Below are 18,256 nucleotides of genomic sequence, written 5' to 3' on the forward strand. Positions count from 1 at the left end.
ACATATCAAAGGGATAGAGTATTCGATCGAGTGATACGAGATTGATCAAGGAGGAGAAGTTCTATGGAAAAGAAAGTAGCAGTATTACCCGGAGACGGCATAGGACCCGAGGTAGTAGCAGAGGCAGTTAGAGTATTGGAAGTGATCGGCAGACGTTTTAACCATACATTCCATACAGAATATGGACTAATCGGTGGAGCGGCGATTGATGAAAAGAATAACCCACTTCCTAAAGAGACAATTGAGTTATGTGAGTCAAGCGACGCCATTCTTCTAGGAGCAGTGGGTGGTCCTAAATGGGATCAGAATCCATCTGAATTACGACCGGAAAAAGGGTTGCTTGCGATACGTAAACATTTTGATCTATTTGCAAACCTTCGTCCTGTTGCAGCTGTACCTTCTTTGATCCAGGCTTCTCCTTTAAAAGAAGACATCATCAAAGAGGTCGATATGATGATTGTTCGGGAATTAACTGGAGGTCTTTACTTCGGTAAACCGAGCCATCATACAGATCAATCAGCTGTTGATACGCTTGTATATACGCGCAAGGAGATCGAACGTATTGTCGACAAAGGTTTTGAGTTGGCTCGCCTGCGTAAAGGCAAAGTAACTTCTGTGGACAAAGCGAATGTGCTTGAATCCAGTAAGCTTTGGAGAAAGATTGTAGAAGAGAAGAAAGTACAGTATCCAGATGTAGAAGTAGAACATCAGCTAGTGGACTCCGCAGCCATGAAGTTAATTACAAATCCTGCACATTTTGATGTAATCGTTACTGAAAATATGTTTGGAGATATCTTAAGTGATGAAGCGTCTGTCATTACAGGGTCACTTGGATTACTACCTTCAGCGAGTGTGCGTTCAGACGGTTTAGGTTTGTATGAACCAGTTCACGGTTCAGCACCGGATGTAGCAGGTCAGGGAATTGCAAATCCAGCAGCAACTATTCTTTCAGTCGCTATGATGCTAAAGTATTCATTTGGATTGGAAACGGAAGCAACTGCTATTGAAAAGGCTGTTAATACAGTATTTGAAGAAGGTCACTTCACAGCAGATTTAGCTGGTAAGGATCAACGTTCATTAACGACTAAAGAATGGACAGATAAGATTGTAGATGAATTGGATCTTCAGTTCGTTTCCAACAGTATCATGTTCTCGTATATTTAAATAAATACCGCTGTCTATGTCTCGACATGCACATGAGGGCATACCGAAATTGGTGCGCCCTTTGTGTGTAGCTAGAGAAATGACTGACGAGTTGAATCTGATGCCACACATTCATATGGTAATGGCTTGGAAGGGGAAACAATTATGGCTAAAACAATTATTGAGAAAATATGGGATGAGCATATTGTGTACGAAGAAGAGGGAAAGCCCGATCTACTATATATTGATCTTCATTTGATTCATGAAGTGACATCACCACAGGCATTTGAAGGATTGCGTCTAGCAAACCGCAAAGTGCGTCGACCGGATCTTTGTTTTGCTACTATGGATCACAACGTTCCGACTAAAAACTTACCGGTAATCAATGACCCAATTGCAAAAAAACAAATTACAACACTTGCAAAAAACTGTGAAGAGTTTGGCGTTCAATTGGCTGATATGGAACATCCTGACCAAGGAATAGTACATATTATCGGTCCTGAACTTGGATTGACACAGCCAGGAAAGACCATTGTTTGTGGTGACAGCCATACCTCAACACACGGTGCATTCGGAGCGATTGCATTCGGAATCGGGACAAGTGAAGTAGAGCATGTATTATCTACACAAACACTATGGCAAGGTAAACCGAAAACGATGGAGATCCGCGTGACAGGTAAAATCGGCTTTGGCGTAACAGCTAAAGATATTATACTGGCAATTATTTCGAAGTTTGGAATTGGTGTGGGTACTGGTCATATCGTCGAGTACACAGGGGAAGCAATTCGTGGACTTACAATGGAAGAGCGTATGACAATATGTAATATGTCCATTGAAGCGGGAGCAAAAGCAGGTTTAATTGGCCCAGACGAAACAACAATCAATTATCTACGTGGTCGCCGGTATGCACCACAAGGCGAAGAATTTGAAGCGGCAGCAGAGCGTTGGCTCGCATTGAATACGGACGAAGACGCAGTATATGATCAAGTTCTTGAAATTCATGCAGATGAAATCGAACCATTTGTAACGTGGGGAACGAACCCGTCTATGGGATCTGGGATTTCAGCTAACATTCCTACAACTGCAGAATATGTATCTGAAACAGACAAATCCGCACTTCGTTCCGCGATGGAGTACATGGGACTTGAAGAAGGAATGGCGTTAACCGATATTGAAATACAACACGCATTTATTGGTTCATGTACAAATGCGCGTCTTAGCGATTTAGAAGCAGCGGCGAATGTGGTAAAAGGTAAACACGTTCATCCGACTGTAACTGCAATTGTCGTACCAGGTTCACGCACTGTGAAAAAGCAGGCGGAAGATATCGGTCTCGATAAAATCTTCACCGATGCAGGTTTTGAGTGGAGAGAGTCAGGATGTAGTATGTGTTTAGCTATGAATGATGATGTAGTACCAGCCGGCGAGCGCTGTGCTTCTACATCCAACCGCAACTTTGAAGGACGCCAAGGTGCAGGCTCACGCACACATCTAGTCAGCCCATCCATGGCTGCAGCGGCTGCTCTACACGGACATTTCGTAGATGTTCGTAAAATTGATGCAGCTGTGCAAATTTGAGGAGGGTATTCAGATGGAACCAATTAATAAAATAGAGAGTGTACTCACTCCGTTAGATAAAAATAACGTTGATACAGATCAGATCATTTCCAAAGAATTCTTAAAACGCATTGAGCGTACTGGCTTCGGGCAATATTTATTCTATCACTGGCGTTTTCATGCAGATGGCACAAAGAATGAAGAGTTCGTGTTGAATGATCCTCGATACGATGGTTCAACTATCCTCGTTGCACATGAGAACTTCGGCTGTGGATCATCCCGTGAACACGCACCTTGGGCAATTTTAGATTACGGCTTCCGTGTAGTCATTGCTCCAAGCTTTGCAGATATCTTCTACAGTAACTGCTTCAAAAACGGAATATTACCGATTACGTTATCTGTTGCAGAAATTGATGAATTTTTACACAAAGGGAAAGAAGCCCCGTATACATTAACAGTTAGTCTTGAAGACCAGACTGTAGCGGGCGAAGATGGGTCGGTGTATAGCTTCAATATCGATCCATATTCTAAAAAAATGTTATTAAATGGTTGGGATGAGATTTCGCTAACATTCCAATATGAAGACAAGATTACAGAATACGAACAGAAGCATGCATGATTCAAAACAGTTCATCGCTTACTTAGCGTGAACTGTTTTTTTACGTATTCGGGTACCTTGAGGAAGAGTAAAAATAAAGTGTGAAACTTTGAAACTAATTCTGTCTTTTCGCGTCTGTACGGTACGGTTGCGGAGAATAGAAAAGAGGCCTTAGTAAGTAGCACCGCAAAATGGTATGGAATATTCCTCCTTTACGATGAAAGTCCAAATGAAATGTTTGATATGCTATAATTATCGAAGGAAACTACATACTAAAACTAAGACAATCAGAGAGTGGGGTTGATTTTAAAGATGTCCAGCGCATCAAAGAAAAGTACATTCGCAATTTTAAATTCATTTCTAATCGCGACGTTAGTATGCTTCATTGCACTCCCAATTAATGCGCAAGCAGAAACGGTAAACCAGCGTTTCTCCGATGTCAGCAATGAATATTGGGCAAAGGATGAAGTAACACAACTCGTGGAAGAAGGAATCATTAACGGGTATCAAGATTTACAATACCGTCCGGGAATTAGCATCAAACGTGGGCAAGCTGCAAACTTGCTGACTGCTGCATTGAAGCTGCCTGAAGCTCCCTATCAGCCGATATTCAAGGATGTCAGCGCGAAATCCTCCCACTTACGCGGTGCCATGTCTACTTATCAAGAAGGCATATTTAGAGGGAAGCCCGATGGAAACTTCGGTGTTAGTGATGAATTAACACGTGAACAAATGGCAAGTGTGTTAGTTAATGCATTTAAATTAAAAGACACAGGTGAAAAAGTACACTTTACGGATGAGAAAAGTATTAGTGAATCTCACAGATATGGCGTAAAAGTACTGATGCAGCACGGTATTACAACAGGTAAAGAGGATGGATCTTTTGCGCCGAAACTTTCCGTAAACCGTGGTTCATTCGCTGTATTCCTACATAGAGCAATGATTCAAGCAGGACTGCTCGAAAAAAAGCAACCGATTGTTTTCAATAAAACACAAACTATGGGGAAATTTGAACCCATTCGTTTTAATCAATATCTTACGGAAGTGCCCTTGACACAAGAAGGACAGACGTACTTGCGTTCAAACCATTACATGTCTTTATCAGCTAAACGGGTAAAAGCACATGGACATGCAACGGATCATATTTATGTCTATGGTGTCAGTGAAAGAAAAAGCACAAGAGTCACTGTAACGAAACGAGAATTGCCAAACGGTGATTACTTTACATTCGTTGAGTTAAGAAACCCGGACCGTCTGCCGATCCGTGTCGATTTGGTACGTATCGATGGAGATATACAAACGAATACAATCGAACGATTTGATAAATTTCCAATGAAAAAAGATGTCGATGATACATTCGGATTCGATATAGCTACTTCGCCAGTTGGTGTTCTCGAAACGATTTCACAACAAGGTACTGGTCAGCAAATGATTTCGAAAACATATCGTTCACGTGAACTGGAGTTAAAGTATCGTAATGGTGCAGTCAGCCGGACGCGTGAACTTCAGGACGAGAAAGAATCTTACAGCAATATTTTAATGGGCAATAATCGTGTGTCAGTGTATGAATTGAATTCTAGAGGATACGATGTGGTGGATCAATGGTATCTTTCATCCAATAAAAAGTTGTTCTCGTCGAAGGAAAGATTGGATTCATGGCTTCGTGAATCTATTACCAACTATAAAAAGCGTAACAAATGGTATACAGCTGAAGGTCCATACAATAAAATGGCAACAACTATCGAACCAATGCCTGCTTCTGGGCGAGGATATGGTCGAAATTTACTTCTAGTAAAAGAAGATCGTGTCATGTTGTTATACAATCAAACGAAAGAACGCTATTATGAAGATATTTTGCATAACTCCTTTACGAACTTAGCTGTCTTCAGAGGAAGTAAGCCATATTGGGAAACTGAAGTGACGAGTACGTATTTGACGAATTTATATAACTTCACAGCACCTTTCGTCGATACGCGCTTCAATGAACAGATTGCCTTATTCCTTTATAATGGGGGAAAAGCATTCAATCATACAGATTATAATGAAGGTTTGCGAAACTATGCGAACCTACTTGTACAGCAGCATAGGAAAGGGAATGTAAATTTCTTGTCTCCAACTGCCTATTATATCCCGGATTACTTCCCAGCAAAATCACAGGTGAAGACCCATACGTCAATGAACCATTTACTTGGCGGCATGAATATTCTCTTGCTTGCGTTCCAGGAGTTCAATGATCCCGTCTATTTGGAAAATGCCAGTGCCATCGAAAAAGCGATTCGCTTCGAAGAAAAGAACTGGACCCGTTCTAATGGGGACATTTGGTACAAACGTGCTCCAAATGGTCAGTTTTCAGGAACAGACTATGTTCATTTGACATTGGAAGACTTAATTCACTCTTATGAGAAATGGTCACAAATCGATCAATCGAAAGCCAAAGTATTTGAGCGGATGATTAAGTCGAAAGCTGGTTATTTAAACAGTACGAAAAAAGGGTATACGACCAAGATCAAAGAAGGTCTGAAACGTATTAACATGTCTAACTTATTGCCTGCAGGTAAAGAGTATACAGACGCGTTATAATAATGAAGACACCATCTCCGTTCGAATAGGAGATGGTGTTTTTGTTATTTTGGGGAAGAATTAAGGGGGATGGCAATTTTGATTGACGTTTCGGGTTATCCTTCTGAAGAGTAATAGAGCGGTTACTAACGGACATAGAGCGCTTGCACATATTCATAGAGCGATGTATTAATTAGGTAGAGCGCTTTCGAGGGATCATAGAGCACCTCTGAAAGTTTTATGAGCGGATATCGTGGAACTATGAGCGTTTCCTCTTAATGAAATGACAGTAAGCGACTGCGGATCAATCAACATGGATTACTCTTCACACTAAAAACCACCAACTCCAAAGCTTCCGGAGATGGTGGTTTTTAGTGTGTATTTAATTAACGAGCGTCACTAAATCGGAACGGATCCAGCCGTATGGTTCGTTGATTTGTTGCGTACCTGGATTACTATCCATTCGCACCTTGTACCAAACGAAGCCATCCGCGCCTGTCGTGCGATCCGTAACAATCAACGGATAACCGAATGCGGCTAGATTGCCTGGATGCTTAGGCTTGTATGAGAATAGAATATTATTTCTATTCACCGCTTCAGGGCTTGTCCGGATATTGACCGCAGTATTGCCAGTGTATGAAATCACAGCTAACTGCGCTTGGTTTGCATCTTTATTCCCGAGGAACTGATCGATCCGCCACATATGGCCGGCAATCTTGCTTCCCCAGAAAGGATCGGATGCATACTTCATATTGAAACCAACTGCTTTATTACCGGGAGCTGCACCATTGGCATAAGCACCGAGTGGATTCGCATAGTTTAAGTTAATGTAGCGAGTAATGAATGCATCGACACTTCTGGTAGGGTTTCCGTAGACTTCACCTTTATCCGGTGAAGAGTCGAATACGCGGATGCCGAAAATATTGTTTTTCTGCTGAGCATTGCCGCTCATGCCGTAATCACTCTCATGTATAGCGGTTGCTAAGATGAACATCGCATTCACATTATGCTGTTTCTCCATTTGTTTCACATACGTACCCAGTCCAATTAATTTCGACTTGGATGTAGCATTTTTATAACGTGCAATACCTGTCTTCTGTCTTGCTTGTAATGCGTTAGAAATAAAACGATCCAGTTCCTGTCCTGTGTAAGTGGAAGGCTGGCGCACCGATTGGAATTGGAAGTACGGATAATAGGTAATCGTTGCTGCGCCGTTTAATTCTTTAAAATGAACTCCATCGTTACTCGTATAGGTCTGTCCTTTTTTCATTGCAGGAGAAGCAGGGCCTACTGTATACTCTGCGTAACTACCTTTATATTGTTTCGTTTTCGCATCGTATGTACGATAATAGGGTTGGTGAAGTAGTAAGCCATCACTTGTTACTTTATATTGGCTTGCACCTTTTGATAACAGTGAAGGGATTAGATCAATTTCTGCGTGTTTCGCATAATAGGTATAGCCGCCTACGTCTACGACAATGCGTTCAGGGCTACTGCCTATATAGTCTAGTTCATACCCTTTTTGCACATATGTCACTTCGTTTTTTAATGCAGGATCACTATATAATGACGTATATTGCTTAGGGTTTTCTGAAGCAAACGCCTGACCTGACTTCATTTTGATAATTTTATTATTAACGGAAATGGTCTGAACGATAGAAGAAGCATTATATGCAGCCAATGCGTCTTCAAACGTGATGTATGATTCATCTGTTACATTCAGCTGTCTGTTGGAAATCGAGCTAACTTTATGCACTTTAGGATTTTCCGTGCCGCCAACATTCGTAGGAGGACGGGTACTACCTTTTCCATCAGCTACTGCGAACATACGGAATAAAAATGCGGAAGCATGAGCAATCGTTGCGTTACTTGTAGGTTTGAAATACCCTTGATCGCCTCGTATGATATTCAATGAAGAAGCCGCAGAAACAGCCGGTATGAAATTCGACGAGATTTTCTTGCTATCTTTAAATTGAACGGTAGTTGAATTGACAGGGATATTGAGGAAGCGGAATGCTTTAAATATCATGCCTGCCATTTGCTGTCGGGTAATCTGCTGTCTCGCTTTAAATGTACCATCGGGATATCCAGCTAAAATTCCAGCGCCTGCAGCGTTTTGAATTTCAATTGTGCGGGAATGGTTTGCTGTTAAATCTTTAAAGGTATATCTTGTCGAAGCAGGTAATTCGAGTGAACGTGCCAAATACGAAGCAAATTCTCCTCGTGTCACCGCACGATTCGGATAGACATTCCCTTTAGCGTCCTTTTGAATTACTCCTTTATCTACCCAAAATGTCAGCTCTTGCTGCACTTGGTGACCAGTGAAATCATTTGCACTCGCCACCGGTGTGAAGATAGGAGAAGCGACTAAAAGTAAAAGTGTCAGTAATGTAATCAAACGTTTCAAATCAAAACCTCCTATATAAATCTCCTACTATTGTAGCAGAAAGGGCTAGTATTGGTAAGCACCTTTTGGTATATTAATAGACTATTATTATAATAAACTCCTATATGGTAGGGGGTGTATATAGATCGATAGGGTGAGAGTGCATACTAATTATGTAAATTACTCATTCACGTTGAAATACCAAATATAGCAATAAACGACAATCTACAATTATTCGAAAAGATGCAACGAATGCTTTCACTATTCCGTCCTAGATAGTGATATAATGCAACAAGGAACTAGCAAGCGTAGAAAGGGTTTTATAGACTAATGAATATATGGAAACAGCGAGTAGATAAATACTCCACAAGTACAATACTGATTGCAGTAGCTGTGATGCTCATTGCATTATTGTTACCGTCAAAAATAGCATTGCTCGGAACGGCCTTATTTTTTGTCTTATTTTCTATTATTAAACCACAGCAAAGTATTCTATTTCTGGTCATCTACGTCAACATACGACCATTTTTGCTGGAAGTGAATAGTGGACTGAAATTGATAGGAGACTTAATAATATTTGTCGTATTTGCGTGGACTTTGTTCCATTACCGGCATAATCTCCGTTCTTTATTTACATTCAAATGGTTTGAGTGGTCCTACTTCGCCTTTATTTTATTTGGCTCAATCGTAGGATTCCTAAACGATGTCACCCCTACATCTATCATTTTCCAAGTTCGAACATTTTTGATTATGTATTTGCTATACTACATCATTTCAAGAATGACGTTGACGAACAAATGGTTGCAACAACTTGCCTGGACGACGGTTTGGTTGAACATTGTGATGTCGCTTCATGGCTTAGTAGAAAAACTGTCATTGCGTCAGTTACTGCTACCTGAAGAATGGAAGTATAAAGTTTTATCTGCAACAAATGCTGTGCGTATTTACGGACTTACCGGTAATCCTAACTCTTTGGCATTATCTCTGTTTTTCGGGATTATCGGGATCGTTTATTTGCAACATGTCTACCAGCAAAATAAATACAAATGGACATTCCGTGTTTTGCTCGTATTGTTCTTCGGTATTCTAGTTCTTACCTATTCAAGAGGAACTTGGATTTCCGCAGTAGTGTTCGGTATAGTCTTCATTCTCATGACAAGAAAATGGTATCTCTTGAAGCGATTGGTGATTGCAGGTGTTGCATCAATTATCCTGATATATTATCCAGTTAACCTAGCTGTACAATATATACAAACGTTGGGTGTAGAAATAGAAGAGAAGCCTGACGGAGCTGGAAGTATCGGTGGCCGCTTCGGCGAAACATTTGATGAGAAAAACTTAGCGCTCATGACTGAAAGCGGACGATTCTTCTATATAAGTAAAGGGTTTGAGATCTTCAGCGATCATCCTATTACGGGTACCGGATTCGGTTCATTCGGTGGTTCGGCTACTTTGTCGTACGGTTCACCGATTTATGATCACTATGGCATCAGTTCGGATATCTATGGCGGGAAGTATTTTTATTCAGATAATCAATATATTCAAGTCATTGCAGAAACCGGTGTAATCGGTGTATTGATTTTTGCGCTCTTCTTGCTTAGTATGCTGTGGTACTTCTGGAAATCACGACACACGAATTTCGGTGTGTTTATGATTGCGCTATGGTTTTCAACAGGCGTTTCCGGAATGTACTATAATATTTGGGAACTAAAGATGTATACTTTGTTCTACTTTATCTTGCTTGGCGCATTTGTTGCGTTTAGCAAGCAGCGAGACACATCGAAACCTACGAATGGTTAATCCATTCGTAGGTTTTTTTATTTGGTTTGTTCGTTTTTATGTAGGTGATCATAGTAACGGCTTTTTCGCTCATTGTTCTTGTGGGACCGCTCTATGCTGTATGGGATTCGCTCAATGTCGGCTGCTATCCGCTCAACGTTACTCGGAATTTGCTCAATGTCCACCGCCATCCGCCCAATATCACTTGCTACCCGCTCATATCCATCAACCGCCCACCCCAAAACATCAAAACTCCAATCCGCCACCTCAACGAAAACCCAATATCACTCTTAAATTCCATAAACCCTCTTTTTTCTACTTATTTCGTTCAAACGGTACATGAAAACATAGGCCTAATTTGATAGACTATAGATTGATAAGAGTAGGAAAGGTGGAGTTGTGTTATCGTACAAAATACTTTGCTGTCTCGCACGAAGCGGAAAGTAGTCGTTACCGCTATGTCAGCAGCTATGCTAATTTCATTGCCATTTTCAGCGGCAGCCAGCACGAAAGTTGTTTCTAGTTACCCCGTGTCTTCAGGTGTTACCTATTCTCACTATACATATTCAGCAAGTAGTCACATCAATCACATAGGCGTTGATCTGAGTGACCCGTTCACGAAACTGAAAATGGGTCTTCCCGCACCTATATCAAAAACGGCGCCTACATTGACTTTGGCAAACCGAGATTCTAAAGAAGGCCATCGCGTTGTAGGTGCAGTAAACACTTCGTTCTTCGATATGAAGACAGGTATGCCGATGTATCTGTTATCCGAAGGCAATGAAATCGTGAATGGCGGCGTCATCTCGAGTGCAAGCTCATATTATGTCAGCCATCCGATTGCGTTTGGTGTAACGAGTAACGGTCTTTCAGAAATTGATTATTTTAATCTAGGAATTGAAGTTGGAGTCAATGGCAACACCTTTCAAATGACGGGTCTGAACCGTGAGCGTCAGGCAGATGAAACGATCGTCTTCACCCCGCAACATGTGAAAAACACGACCGGTTCCAATGAATACGGTATTGAATTAGTTGTTGAAACGAGTGCGCCGATCACATCAACACATTACGGACAGCAACTTCAAGGTAAAGTGGTTAACATACGTGGTTATGGAGATAAAAAAGCAGTAACTATACCGAAAAATGGTTTTGTCGTATCCATTCATGGGAAAAAAGGATTGGATCGCTTTAAGTCCGTTGCTGTTGGAGATCCGCTAGCATTGAATCTATCGATTGATGATAAATGGAAAGACTCTGAATTCATGATGGCGAGTGGTCCGATGCTTGTTAAAGACGGACAACGTCATATCACTATGGATACGAATAACTGGCGTGCGACAGCCAAGACGGCAAGAACGGCTATTGCGATTAGTAAAGATAAAAAACAAGTGCAGATGGTGACGGTTGATTCAAGAGCTGGATATAGTAACGGCATGACATTGACTCAATTTGCAGATTACCTTGTATCTCAAGGGTATGACCGCGCGTTGAACTTTGACGGTGGCGGTTCCACTACGATGGGAATTCGTAACTACGGTAGTAACCAAGTCGTGTTGGCTAATCGTACATCCAATTCTACACAACGTAACATCTCAGCTATTCTTGAAGCAGTAAGTACTGCACCAACAGGACAACCGGCATACGTAAGTGCTTCCCGGTCACAAATGGGGGAGATGTTAGTCGGTGCAACTGCTGACTTGAAAATCAATCATGTATTGGATGCGCATTATAATCCCATTGTGCCGAACGCATCCCAAGTGAAGACGACATCTGCAAAAGGAACGGTTGAAGGAACAGGTCTGACATATAAAGCAGTTCAGGCAGGAGAAGATCGTATCAGCGTCAACTATGGATTGGCTGAACAATCTTTCCCCGTCACGGTCATTGACCAGCCTGCGAGACTTGATGTGAAATCTACTGCAACTAGCGTCAAGCCAGGGGAGAAAATCACATTTACTGCGACACCGGCAGATGCTTCTGGAAAACCGATTATCTATCAACCGCACCAATTAGTATGGAGCGTTACCAATGATCTGGGTTCCATCACTTCTTCAGGAACATTTACGGCAACGAAAGCAGGAAAAGGCCAAGTGCAGGCGACTCTAGGTAAGAAAGTGATCTCTGTACCAGTTGAAGTGAAGTCCACTGAAGCTCCGCCTAAACCAGTGGAGCCTGTGCCACCTATTATAGATAATCCAAGTAATGAATTATTTAAAGATGTACCGTTGTCTTATGCTTACGCGACAGAAATCTATTTCCTACGGGATCGCGGTATCATCAATGGAGACACGGACGGAACATTCAATCCTGGTAATACGTTATCAAGAGAGCACGCGGCATTAATTTTAAGTCGAGCGTTCAATTTACCACCAGCAGAGGAAGCGAGAAGAGAGTTTAGTGATGTTCCAAAGACACATCGCTATTACAATGAAATCAGTGCCATCGCCAATGCTAATATCGTAGGCGGCCATTCTGACGGGACATTTGATCCAACAGGACAATTGACTCGTTCGCAGATGGCGATGATTTTAGTCAAAGCCTATAGTTTAGAAGGAGAGTCTACGAAGAAATTCATAGACGTCTCACCGCAACATGGCGCGTACAAGCAGATTCATATTTTGGCGAACCACGGAATTACTACTGGGAATGAAAAAGGCGAATTCATGCCAGGTAAACCGGTCAATCGTGCCCAATTCAGTGCATTCCTATATAGAAGTATAGCGAAGTAATTATAGAAGCCTTCCAATCCCTGGCATGTCCTTGGTTTGGAAGGCTTCTCTGTCTTTTGAATACACTATAAAAGGTCACTCTGCTATACTTATATCAAATGAACTGTAGAGGATGGTATAAATTGAAAATAGGAATAGTAGGGAACTATGGAAATGACAATAACGGCGATGAAGCCATTTTATTGAGTCTCATTTCACAAGTTACATCGACCTTCAATGTCCCAAGCGACGTCATTACGGTATTCAGCAATAACCCGAAGCAAACTGCGAAACGCTATCAAGTGATGAGTGCACCTTTATATTATAAAAAGGGTAACGCGGTGAAAACGTTCGGTGCCACGTATCTTCAAAACAAAAAGATCGTTAAAACATTCGACTTGCTCATTATAGGCGGTGGCGGAATTTTAATGGATCTTTATAAACGCGAAGCACCATTATATGGATCGTACGCTATGATGGCTAAGAATTCTGGCGTTCCGTATGTTATTTACGGCTGTGGAGCAGGTCCTCTTAATAGTGAGCTAGGTAAATGGTTCATCCGCTACATGGGCAAACATGCTGAGAGTATTTCAGTGAGAGATCCTGAATCAGCTGATTTATTGAAGGCAGTAGGCGTACAAAAACCTGTAGAAGTGATAGGGGATCCAGCGTTTTCATTAAAACGTGAGCGCAAAGCGACAGCTGATCGTCCACTGAAAATCGGTATTACAGCTGTACCTTATTATCATGCGGGGTACTGGCCGGAGAGTAAGGAAGATATCTATCAACAGTATATAGAAGGAATGGCGAGAAATTTAGATGAACTGGCCGCTAAACAGCCTGTTGAAATCACATTCTTCGCGACCAAGTTCCCTCAAGACGCCGATGTTACGAAAGATATTCAATCCTTAATGAAGGAAGCGGAAAAGACTACGGTTATCGATCGTAATCTATTACCCGTTGACTTACTGCAAATTTCCGCTGAACAAGATATCGTAATCGGCACAAGACTACACTCGTTAATCTTAGCTACATGTACGGCAACACCTGTCATAGCTGTTTGTTACCATCACAAAGTGACAGACTTCATGAAACTTGCTGACCTATCAGAAGTGGCGATTCCAATTGGTGAAATGCATAAAGCAGACGACCACTTCTCTAAAGCCTTTGATTCACTGGCGGTAGATTGGAAAGAGACGTGTGCTAAAACTGAAAAACTTTCCGCTTCATTATATGAAGAAGCAATGAAAGGGACAAAACAATTTACGGACGCAATTAAAAAGAACAAATAAAAAAGCATATGAAATGAATCATATGCCCCGGCTGAAGGTCCATCCTAAATAAATAGGAATGGTCTTCAGTCTTTTTTATATTAAAATCCTAAAAGCGCTCGCACTTCATTTAAATATGTCTGACTTACTGGTAGCTCCGTACCGTCAATCAGCTTAATCACAAGATTCGAAGAGAAATCCCGCGAAATCTTTTCAATACAATTCATATTAATAATATACGAACGATGAATTCGTAAGAAATTCCTCGGCAAACGAAGGTGTAAATCTTTCAGCGTGAAACTAATATTATAATTATCGCCCGCTGTGTAAAACCACGTCTTCTTATGTAAACTTTCTACATAACTAACCTGATCCAATGGAATAGGGAACCACTCGTCCTCTTTCTTCCCTGTTAGAAACTGCAACTGATCTTTCTTGAGTACGTGGAAGTTAGGAGGAAGGATAATAATTAACGCACCATTTTCACCTTGTACATCAATTGGATAGCCAATACCGAAGTACGATGTACCATAAAGAGAATTATCCATGACGACTTCCACTTTCCGCTGATCTTTGATCGTAACTTCAGCAATACTGCCCGTCTGAATATGCTGACCTTCGCGCAAATGAATATCATGCATGCCTGGAACGTAATAAATATAGTGATCAGAAACGGCAATAGCTATAGAAGCGTCTTTTGGAACCCAGTCTTCCAATACAGAAGCGTATTGATTCAGAATTTTCTTCGGGATATCGATATTTTCCATAATCTTCATAAAATCCCCTTTTTATATAGTTATATTCCAATGTATGCCCTTTCATCCATTCTACCATTCTTTCATCCGCTAAAAAAGCCTTTTTGTCGAAATGGACTGACAATTCTGATTGACTGTTATATAGTAATAACTAACGAAGGAAGCTGTTATGAAACAGACTGTAACAGTTACCAGTCGAAAAACCTGGAAGGTGTGAAGTTATAATGTCAACTAGACAAGAACAAATTGCACAATTAGAGAAAAGCTGGGCCGAGGATAGCCGTTGGAAAGGAATCAAACGTAACTACTCTGCTGAGGATGTAGTTAAACTAAGAGGTTCACTTCTAATTCAAAATACACTAGCTGAAAAGGGGGCTGCTCGCCTTTGGGAATCTCTTCATGAAGAAGATTTCATTAATGCACTAGGTGCACTAACGGGTAACCAAGCAGTTCAACAAGTTAAAGCTGGTCTACAAGCTATCTATCTAAGCGGATGGCAAGTTGCTGCTGATGCAAACCTTGCAGGACAAATGTATCCTGACCAAAGTTTATATCCAGCAAACTCTGTACCTGCAGTTGTTAAGCGCATCAACCAAGCACTTCAACGTGCTGACCAGATCGACCATGCAGAAGGCCGCGAAGACGGATTTAACTGGTTCGCTCCAATCGTTGCTGACATGGAAGCTGGTTTCGGTGGTCCATTGAACGTGTTCGAACTAATGAAGGGCATGATCGAAGCTGGAGCTGCTGGTGTTCACTTGGAAGACCAATTAGCATCAGAAAAGAAATGTGGACACTTGGGTGGTAAAGTACTTCTTCCAACTCAAAACGCAGTTCGTAACCTGACAGCTGCACGTCTAGCTGCTGACGTACTAGGTGTTGATACAGTAATCATCGCTCGTACGGACGCTGACGCTGCTGACATGGTAACTAGCGACATCGATCCAATCGACGCTCCATTCATCACTGGAGAGCGCACGAACGAAGGATTCTTCAAAACTACTCCAGGTATCAAGCAAGCAATCGCACGCGGACTTGCTTATGCTGAATACGCTGACCTAGTATGGTGTGAAACTTCTCACCCATCACTTGAAGAAGCGCAAGAATTCGCTGATGCAATTCACGCGAAATTCCCTGAAAAAATGCTTGCATATAACTGTTCACCATCATTCAACTGGAAAGCGAATCTTGATCAAGAAACAATCGCGAAGTACCAGGTTGAACTTGGTAAGATGGGCTACAAGTTCCAGTTCGTAACACTTGCTGGTTTCCACTCATTAAACCACAGCATGTTCGAATTGGCACACGGTTACAAAACTCGCGGAATGGCTGCTTACTCAGAGCTTCAGCAAGCTGAGTTTGAAAATGAATCAAAAGGATATACTGCTACTCGTCACCAACGTGAAGTTGGAACAGGTTACTTTGACGAAGTTACACAAGTTATCTCTGAAGGACAATCTTCAACAACTGCTATGTCTGGTTCAACTGAAACAGCACAGTTCTAATAGCAACACTGCATTACCGAGTGTGACTTTTGGGAGAAAGTCTCGTTCGCTTCAACAAAAGGGGTATTCATATGATAACGAAGTCACAACATCTTTAACTAGATGAAGTGAATTATGGAGAGAATTGGATAAATACATCCAATTCTCTCCTTTTCTTTTATTTGAAATAGTTAGATAGTTTGTATAGTATATGAGATATGTACTTCATTATGAGGAGGATTTAAATGATGAGAAATAAAGAAATGTTGTTAATCCCTGGACCCACGCCAGTAGTGGATTCTATCTATGATGCAATGGCGAGTGAGACATGGTCACATACGGATCCACGTTTTGTGAAAATCTATAAACATACTATTGATCAGACAAGAGAGATCTTTAATACAGACGGTGAGGTATTTGTGGTTGCTGGTTCAGGAACGATCGGAATGGAAATGGCAATTGTCAATACGATTGCAGAAGGAGAAAAACTTCTCGTCGTCAGCCAAGGCTACTTTGGAGACCGCTTTATTAAATTAGGACAAGCATTCGGTATTCAAGTAGATGTATTGCAATCCGAATGGGGGCAGCAAGTGTCGCCTGAAGAAATTGATGAGAAATTGTCTGAAGGTAATTATAAAGCAGTTACTGTGACACATGCAGATACTTCAACAGGTGTACGAATTGATTTGGAAGCAGTTGTGCCCGTAATTAAGAAGCACGGTGCTCTTGTGATCGTTGACGGTGTTTGTGCAACAACTGCAATGGATGAGGATATGAGTAAAGAATACGGCGGAGCAGGCAACACAGTCGACATCGTCTTGACTGGCTCACAAAAAGCGATTGGTGTTCCACCAGGTATTGCGCTTGTAGCGTTCAATCAGAAAGCTTTGGATGCACGTGCCGCTATGGAACGTGTGCAAGCTTACTATTGTGATATTTATAATTGGATTCCGGTCATGCATGATCCTTCAAAATACTTCGCAACGCCGGCAGTAAACTTAGTGTATGCGCTAGAAGAAGGGCTACGTATCGTATTGGAAGAAGGATTAGACGCACGTATTCGACGCCATCAAGCATTCGGTCGCGCTGTCCGTCAGAGTTTAGCAGTCTATGGTATGAAGGCAATTGCTTCAGAAGAAGTGGCGGCACCCACGTTGAGCTGCATTTTGTATCCTGAAGGGATTGATGACGGGAAGTTCCGTGCGGCTATGGCGGACAAGGGGACTGTTCTATCCGGCTCGCTCGCTCATTTAGCGGGAAAGGCGTTCCGTATCGGGCATATGGGGAATACAACAGCCGATATGTTGGAGAAGGCGGTTATGCAGATTGGTGAAACGTTGAATGAAATGGGTCATGAGGTAGATATTTCTAAGGCGCAAAATGTTTTTGCGAAAGAGGTTAATCAGCTGACTGTATAGTGTGTGGATCCGTTATGAGGAGTTTACTTCTTGTAACGGATTTTTGTTTGTTTTATTATTTTGTCTTCGTGAGTAAGCGGGGGAGTTCATGGTTTAGCTGGCAATGTAAGTGGCAAGTTCATTGTCGCCACTTCGGTGCTGGTGGATGGCTTTCGCGAGGAGCCATAGACAGGAAGTTCGCCTGTCTTTGTCTCCTCGCTATGCCTACCACAGCAGGCGCCTTCGTTGGAGTGTGGGTAGGGCAGTTCGGGTAGGTATTTTTACACGTTGAAGTGCTGTCGGATTACGTTTCTGTTTAAAGTACGTAATAAGCGGCACTGAGTTGTGGTTCTTGCACGTGCTTATTCTCTTCCTGTTTAATCAGTAGTTTGTGGTTTAGCTTTCTATGTAAGTGGCGAGTCCATTGCCCTCACTTCGGCGCTGGTGGATGGCTTTCGCGAGGAGCCATAGACAGGATAGTGCGCCTGTCTTTGTCTCCTCACTACGCCTACCACAGCAGGCGCCTTCGTTGGATTGGGTGTACGGCAGTTCGGGTAGGTATTTTTAATCGTGAAAGTGCTGTTGGATTACGTTTCTGTTAATTGTGCGTAATAAGCAG

Annotated in this window: 11 protein-coding genes; 9 read left to right on the forward strand and 2 right to left on the reverse strand. The window is 41.9% G+C overall.

All coding sequences use genetic code 11. The features are described 5' to 3' along the window. The first annotated feature begins 63 nt into the window (after window positions 1-63). The 4 genes from leuB (at window position 64) to CSV68_RS14630 (ending at window position 5,878) form a co-directional block, all read left to right on the forward strand. Window positions 64-1,164: a 3-isopropylmalate dehydrogenase gene (gene leuB / locus CSV68_RS14615; protein WP_099662515.1), complete on the forward strand. Its 1,101-nt coding sequence runs from the start codon at window positions 64-66 to the stop codon at window positions 1,162-1,164. Window positions 1,165-1,308: 144 nt separating this feature from the next. Then, on the forward strand, window positions 1,309-2,721 hold the full coding sequence (leuC, locus tag CSV68_RS14620; RefSeq protein ID WP_099662516.1) for a 3-isopropylmalate dehydratase large subunit: 1,413 nt from the start codon (window positions 1,309-1,311) through the stop codon (window positions 2,719-2,721). Between the two features lie 13 nt (window positions 2,722-2,734). Beyond that, window positions 2,735-3,319, forward strand: a complete 585-nt coding sequence (gene leuD / locus CSV68_RS14625; RefSeq protein WP_099635055.1) for a 3-isopropylmalate dehydratase small subunit — start codon at window positions 2,735-2,737, stop codon at window positions 3,317-3,319. Between the two features lie 291 nt (window positions 3,320-3,610). Beyond that, a complete protein-coding gene (locus CSV68_RS14630; RefSeq protein ID WP_099662517.1) occupies window positions 3,611-5,878 on the forward strand; it encodes an S-layer homology domain-containing protein in 2,268 nt (755 codons plus the stop codon). Between the two features lie 361 nt (window positions 5,879-6,239). Here CSV68_RS14630 and CSV68_RS14635 read toward each other — a convergent pair whose 3' ends face one another. Further along, complete coding sequence (locus tag CSV68_RS14635) at window positions 6,240-8,264, reverse strand: S-layer homology domain-containing protein (protein ID WP_099662518.1); 2,025 nt, start codon at window positions 8,262-8,264, stop codon at window positions 6,240-6,242. Between the two features lie 309 nt (window positions 8,265-8,573). Between CSV68_RS14635 and CSV68_RS14640 the strand changes: the two genes are divergently transcribed. The 3 genes from CSV68_RS14640 to CSV68_RS14655 all read left to right on the forward strand — a co-directional run bounded on the left by CSV68_RS14640 (window position 8,574) and on the right by CSV68_RS14655 (window position 14,022). Beyond that, window positions 8,574-10,043, forward strand: a complete 1,470-nt coding sequence (locus tag CSV68_RS14640; protein WP_099635058.1) for an O-antigen ligase family protein — start codon at window positions 8,574-8,576, stop codon at window positions 10,041-10,043. Between the two features lie 437 nt (window positions 10,044-10,480). After that, window positions 10,481-12,751: an S-layer homology domain-containing protein gene (locus CSV68_RS14650; protein WP_143561013.1), complete on the forward strand. Its 2,271-nt coding sequence runs from the start codon at window positions 10,481-10,483 to the stop codon at window positions 12,749-12,751. Between the two features lie 122 nt (window positions 12,752-12,873). Further along, the gene (locus CSV68_RS14655; protein WP_099635061.1) at window positions 12,874-14,022 is read left to right on the forward strand and encodes a polysaccharide pyruvyl transferase family protein; all 1,149 of its coding nucleotides are present in this window, start codon (window positions 12,874-12,876) and stop codon (window positions 14,020-14,022) included. A gap of 80 nt (window positions 14,023-14,102) precedes the next feature. Here the strand turns inward: CSV68_RS14655 and CSV68_RS14660 are convergent, their stop codons facing one another. Continuing rightward, the gene (locus CSV68_RS14660; protein WP_233190479.1) at window positions 14,103-14,777 is read right to left on the reverse strand and encodes a LytTR family DNA-binding domain-containing protein; all 675 of its coding nucleotides are present in this window, start codon (window positions 14,775-14,777) and stop codon (window positions 14,103-14,105) included. A 203-nt stretch (window positions 14,778-14,980) separates the two neighbouring features. On the opposite strand from CSV68_RS14660, the gene aceA reads away from it, so the two are divergent. Continuing rightward, window positions 14,981-16,261: an isocitrate lyase gene (gene aceA, locus CSV68_RS14665; RefSeq protein WP_099635062.1), complete on the forward strand. Its 1,281-nt coding sequence runs from the start codon at window positions 14,981-14,983 to the stop codon at window positions 16,259-16,261. A 227-nt stretch (window positions 16,262-16,488) separates the two neighbouring features. After that, entirely contained in the window at window positions 16,489-17,658 is a 1,170-nt protein-coding gene (locus CSV68_RS14670; protein ID WP_099662520.1) for a pyridoxal-phosphate-dependent aminotransferase family protein, read from the forward strand. Window positions 17,659-18,256 lie beyond the last annotated feature (598 nt).

This window comes from Sporosarcina sp. P29, from assembly GCF_002743265.1.
In the GTDB taxonomy this organism is placed as follows: Bacteria; Bacillota; Bacilli; order Bacillales_A; family Planococcaceae; genus Sporosarcina.

What these genes read in the sequence shown, in the direction of transcription:
- CSV68_RS14670 (WP_099662520.1), top strand. Translation starts at nt 16,489, where the DNA reads ATGAGAAATAAAGAAATGTTGTTAATCCCTGGACCCACGCCAGTAGTG.
- leuB (WP_099662515.1), top strand. Translation starts at nt 64, where the DNA reads ATGGAAAAGAAAGTAGCAGTATTACCCGGAGACGGCATAGGACCCGAG.
- CSV68_RS14640 (WP_099635058.1), top strand. Translation starts at nt 8,574, where the DNA reads ATGAATATATGGAAACAGCGAGTAGATAAATACTCCACAAGTACAATA.
- CSV68_RS14650 (WP_143561013.1), top strand. Translation starts at nt 10,481, where the DNA reads ATGTCAGCAGCTATGCTAATTTCATTGCCATTTTCAGCGGCAGCCAGC.
- CSV68_RS14660 (WP_233190479.1), bottom strand. Translation starts at nt 14,777, where the DNA reads ATGAAGATTATGGAAAATATCGATATCCCGAAGAAAATTCTGAATCAA.
- leuD (WP_099635055.1), top strand. Translation starts at nt 2,735, where the DNA reads ATGGAACCAATTAATAAAATAGAGAGTGTACTCACTCCGTTAGATAAA.
- aceA (WP_099635062.1), top strand. Translation starts at nt 14,981, where the DNA reads ATGTCAACTAGACAAGAACAAATTGCACAATTAGAGAAAAGCTGGGCC.
- leuC (WP_099662516.1), top strand. Translation starts at nt 1,309, where the DNA reads ATGGCTAAAACAATTATTGAGAAAATATGGGATGAGCATATTGTGTAC.
- CSV68_RS14630 (WP_099662517.1), top strand. Translation starts at nt 3,611, where the DNA reads ATGTCCAGCGCATCAAAGAAAAGTACATTCGCAATTTTAAATTCATTT.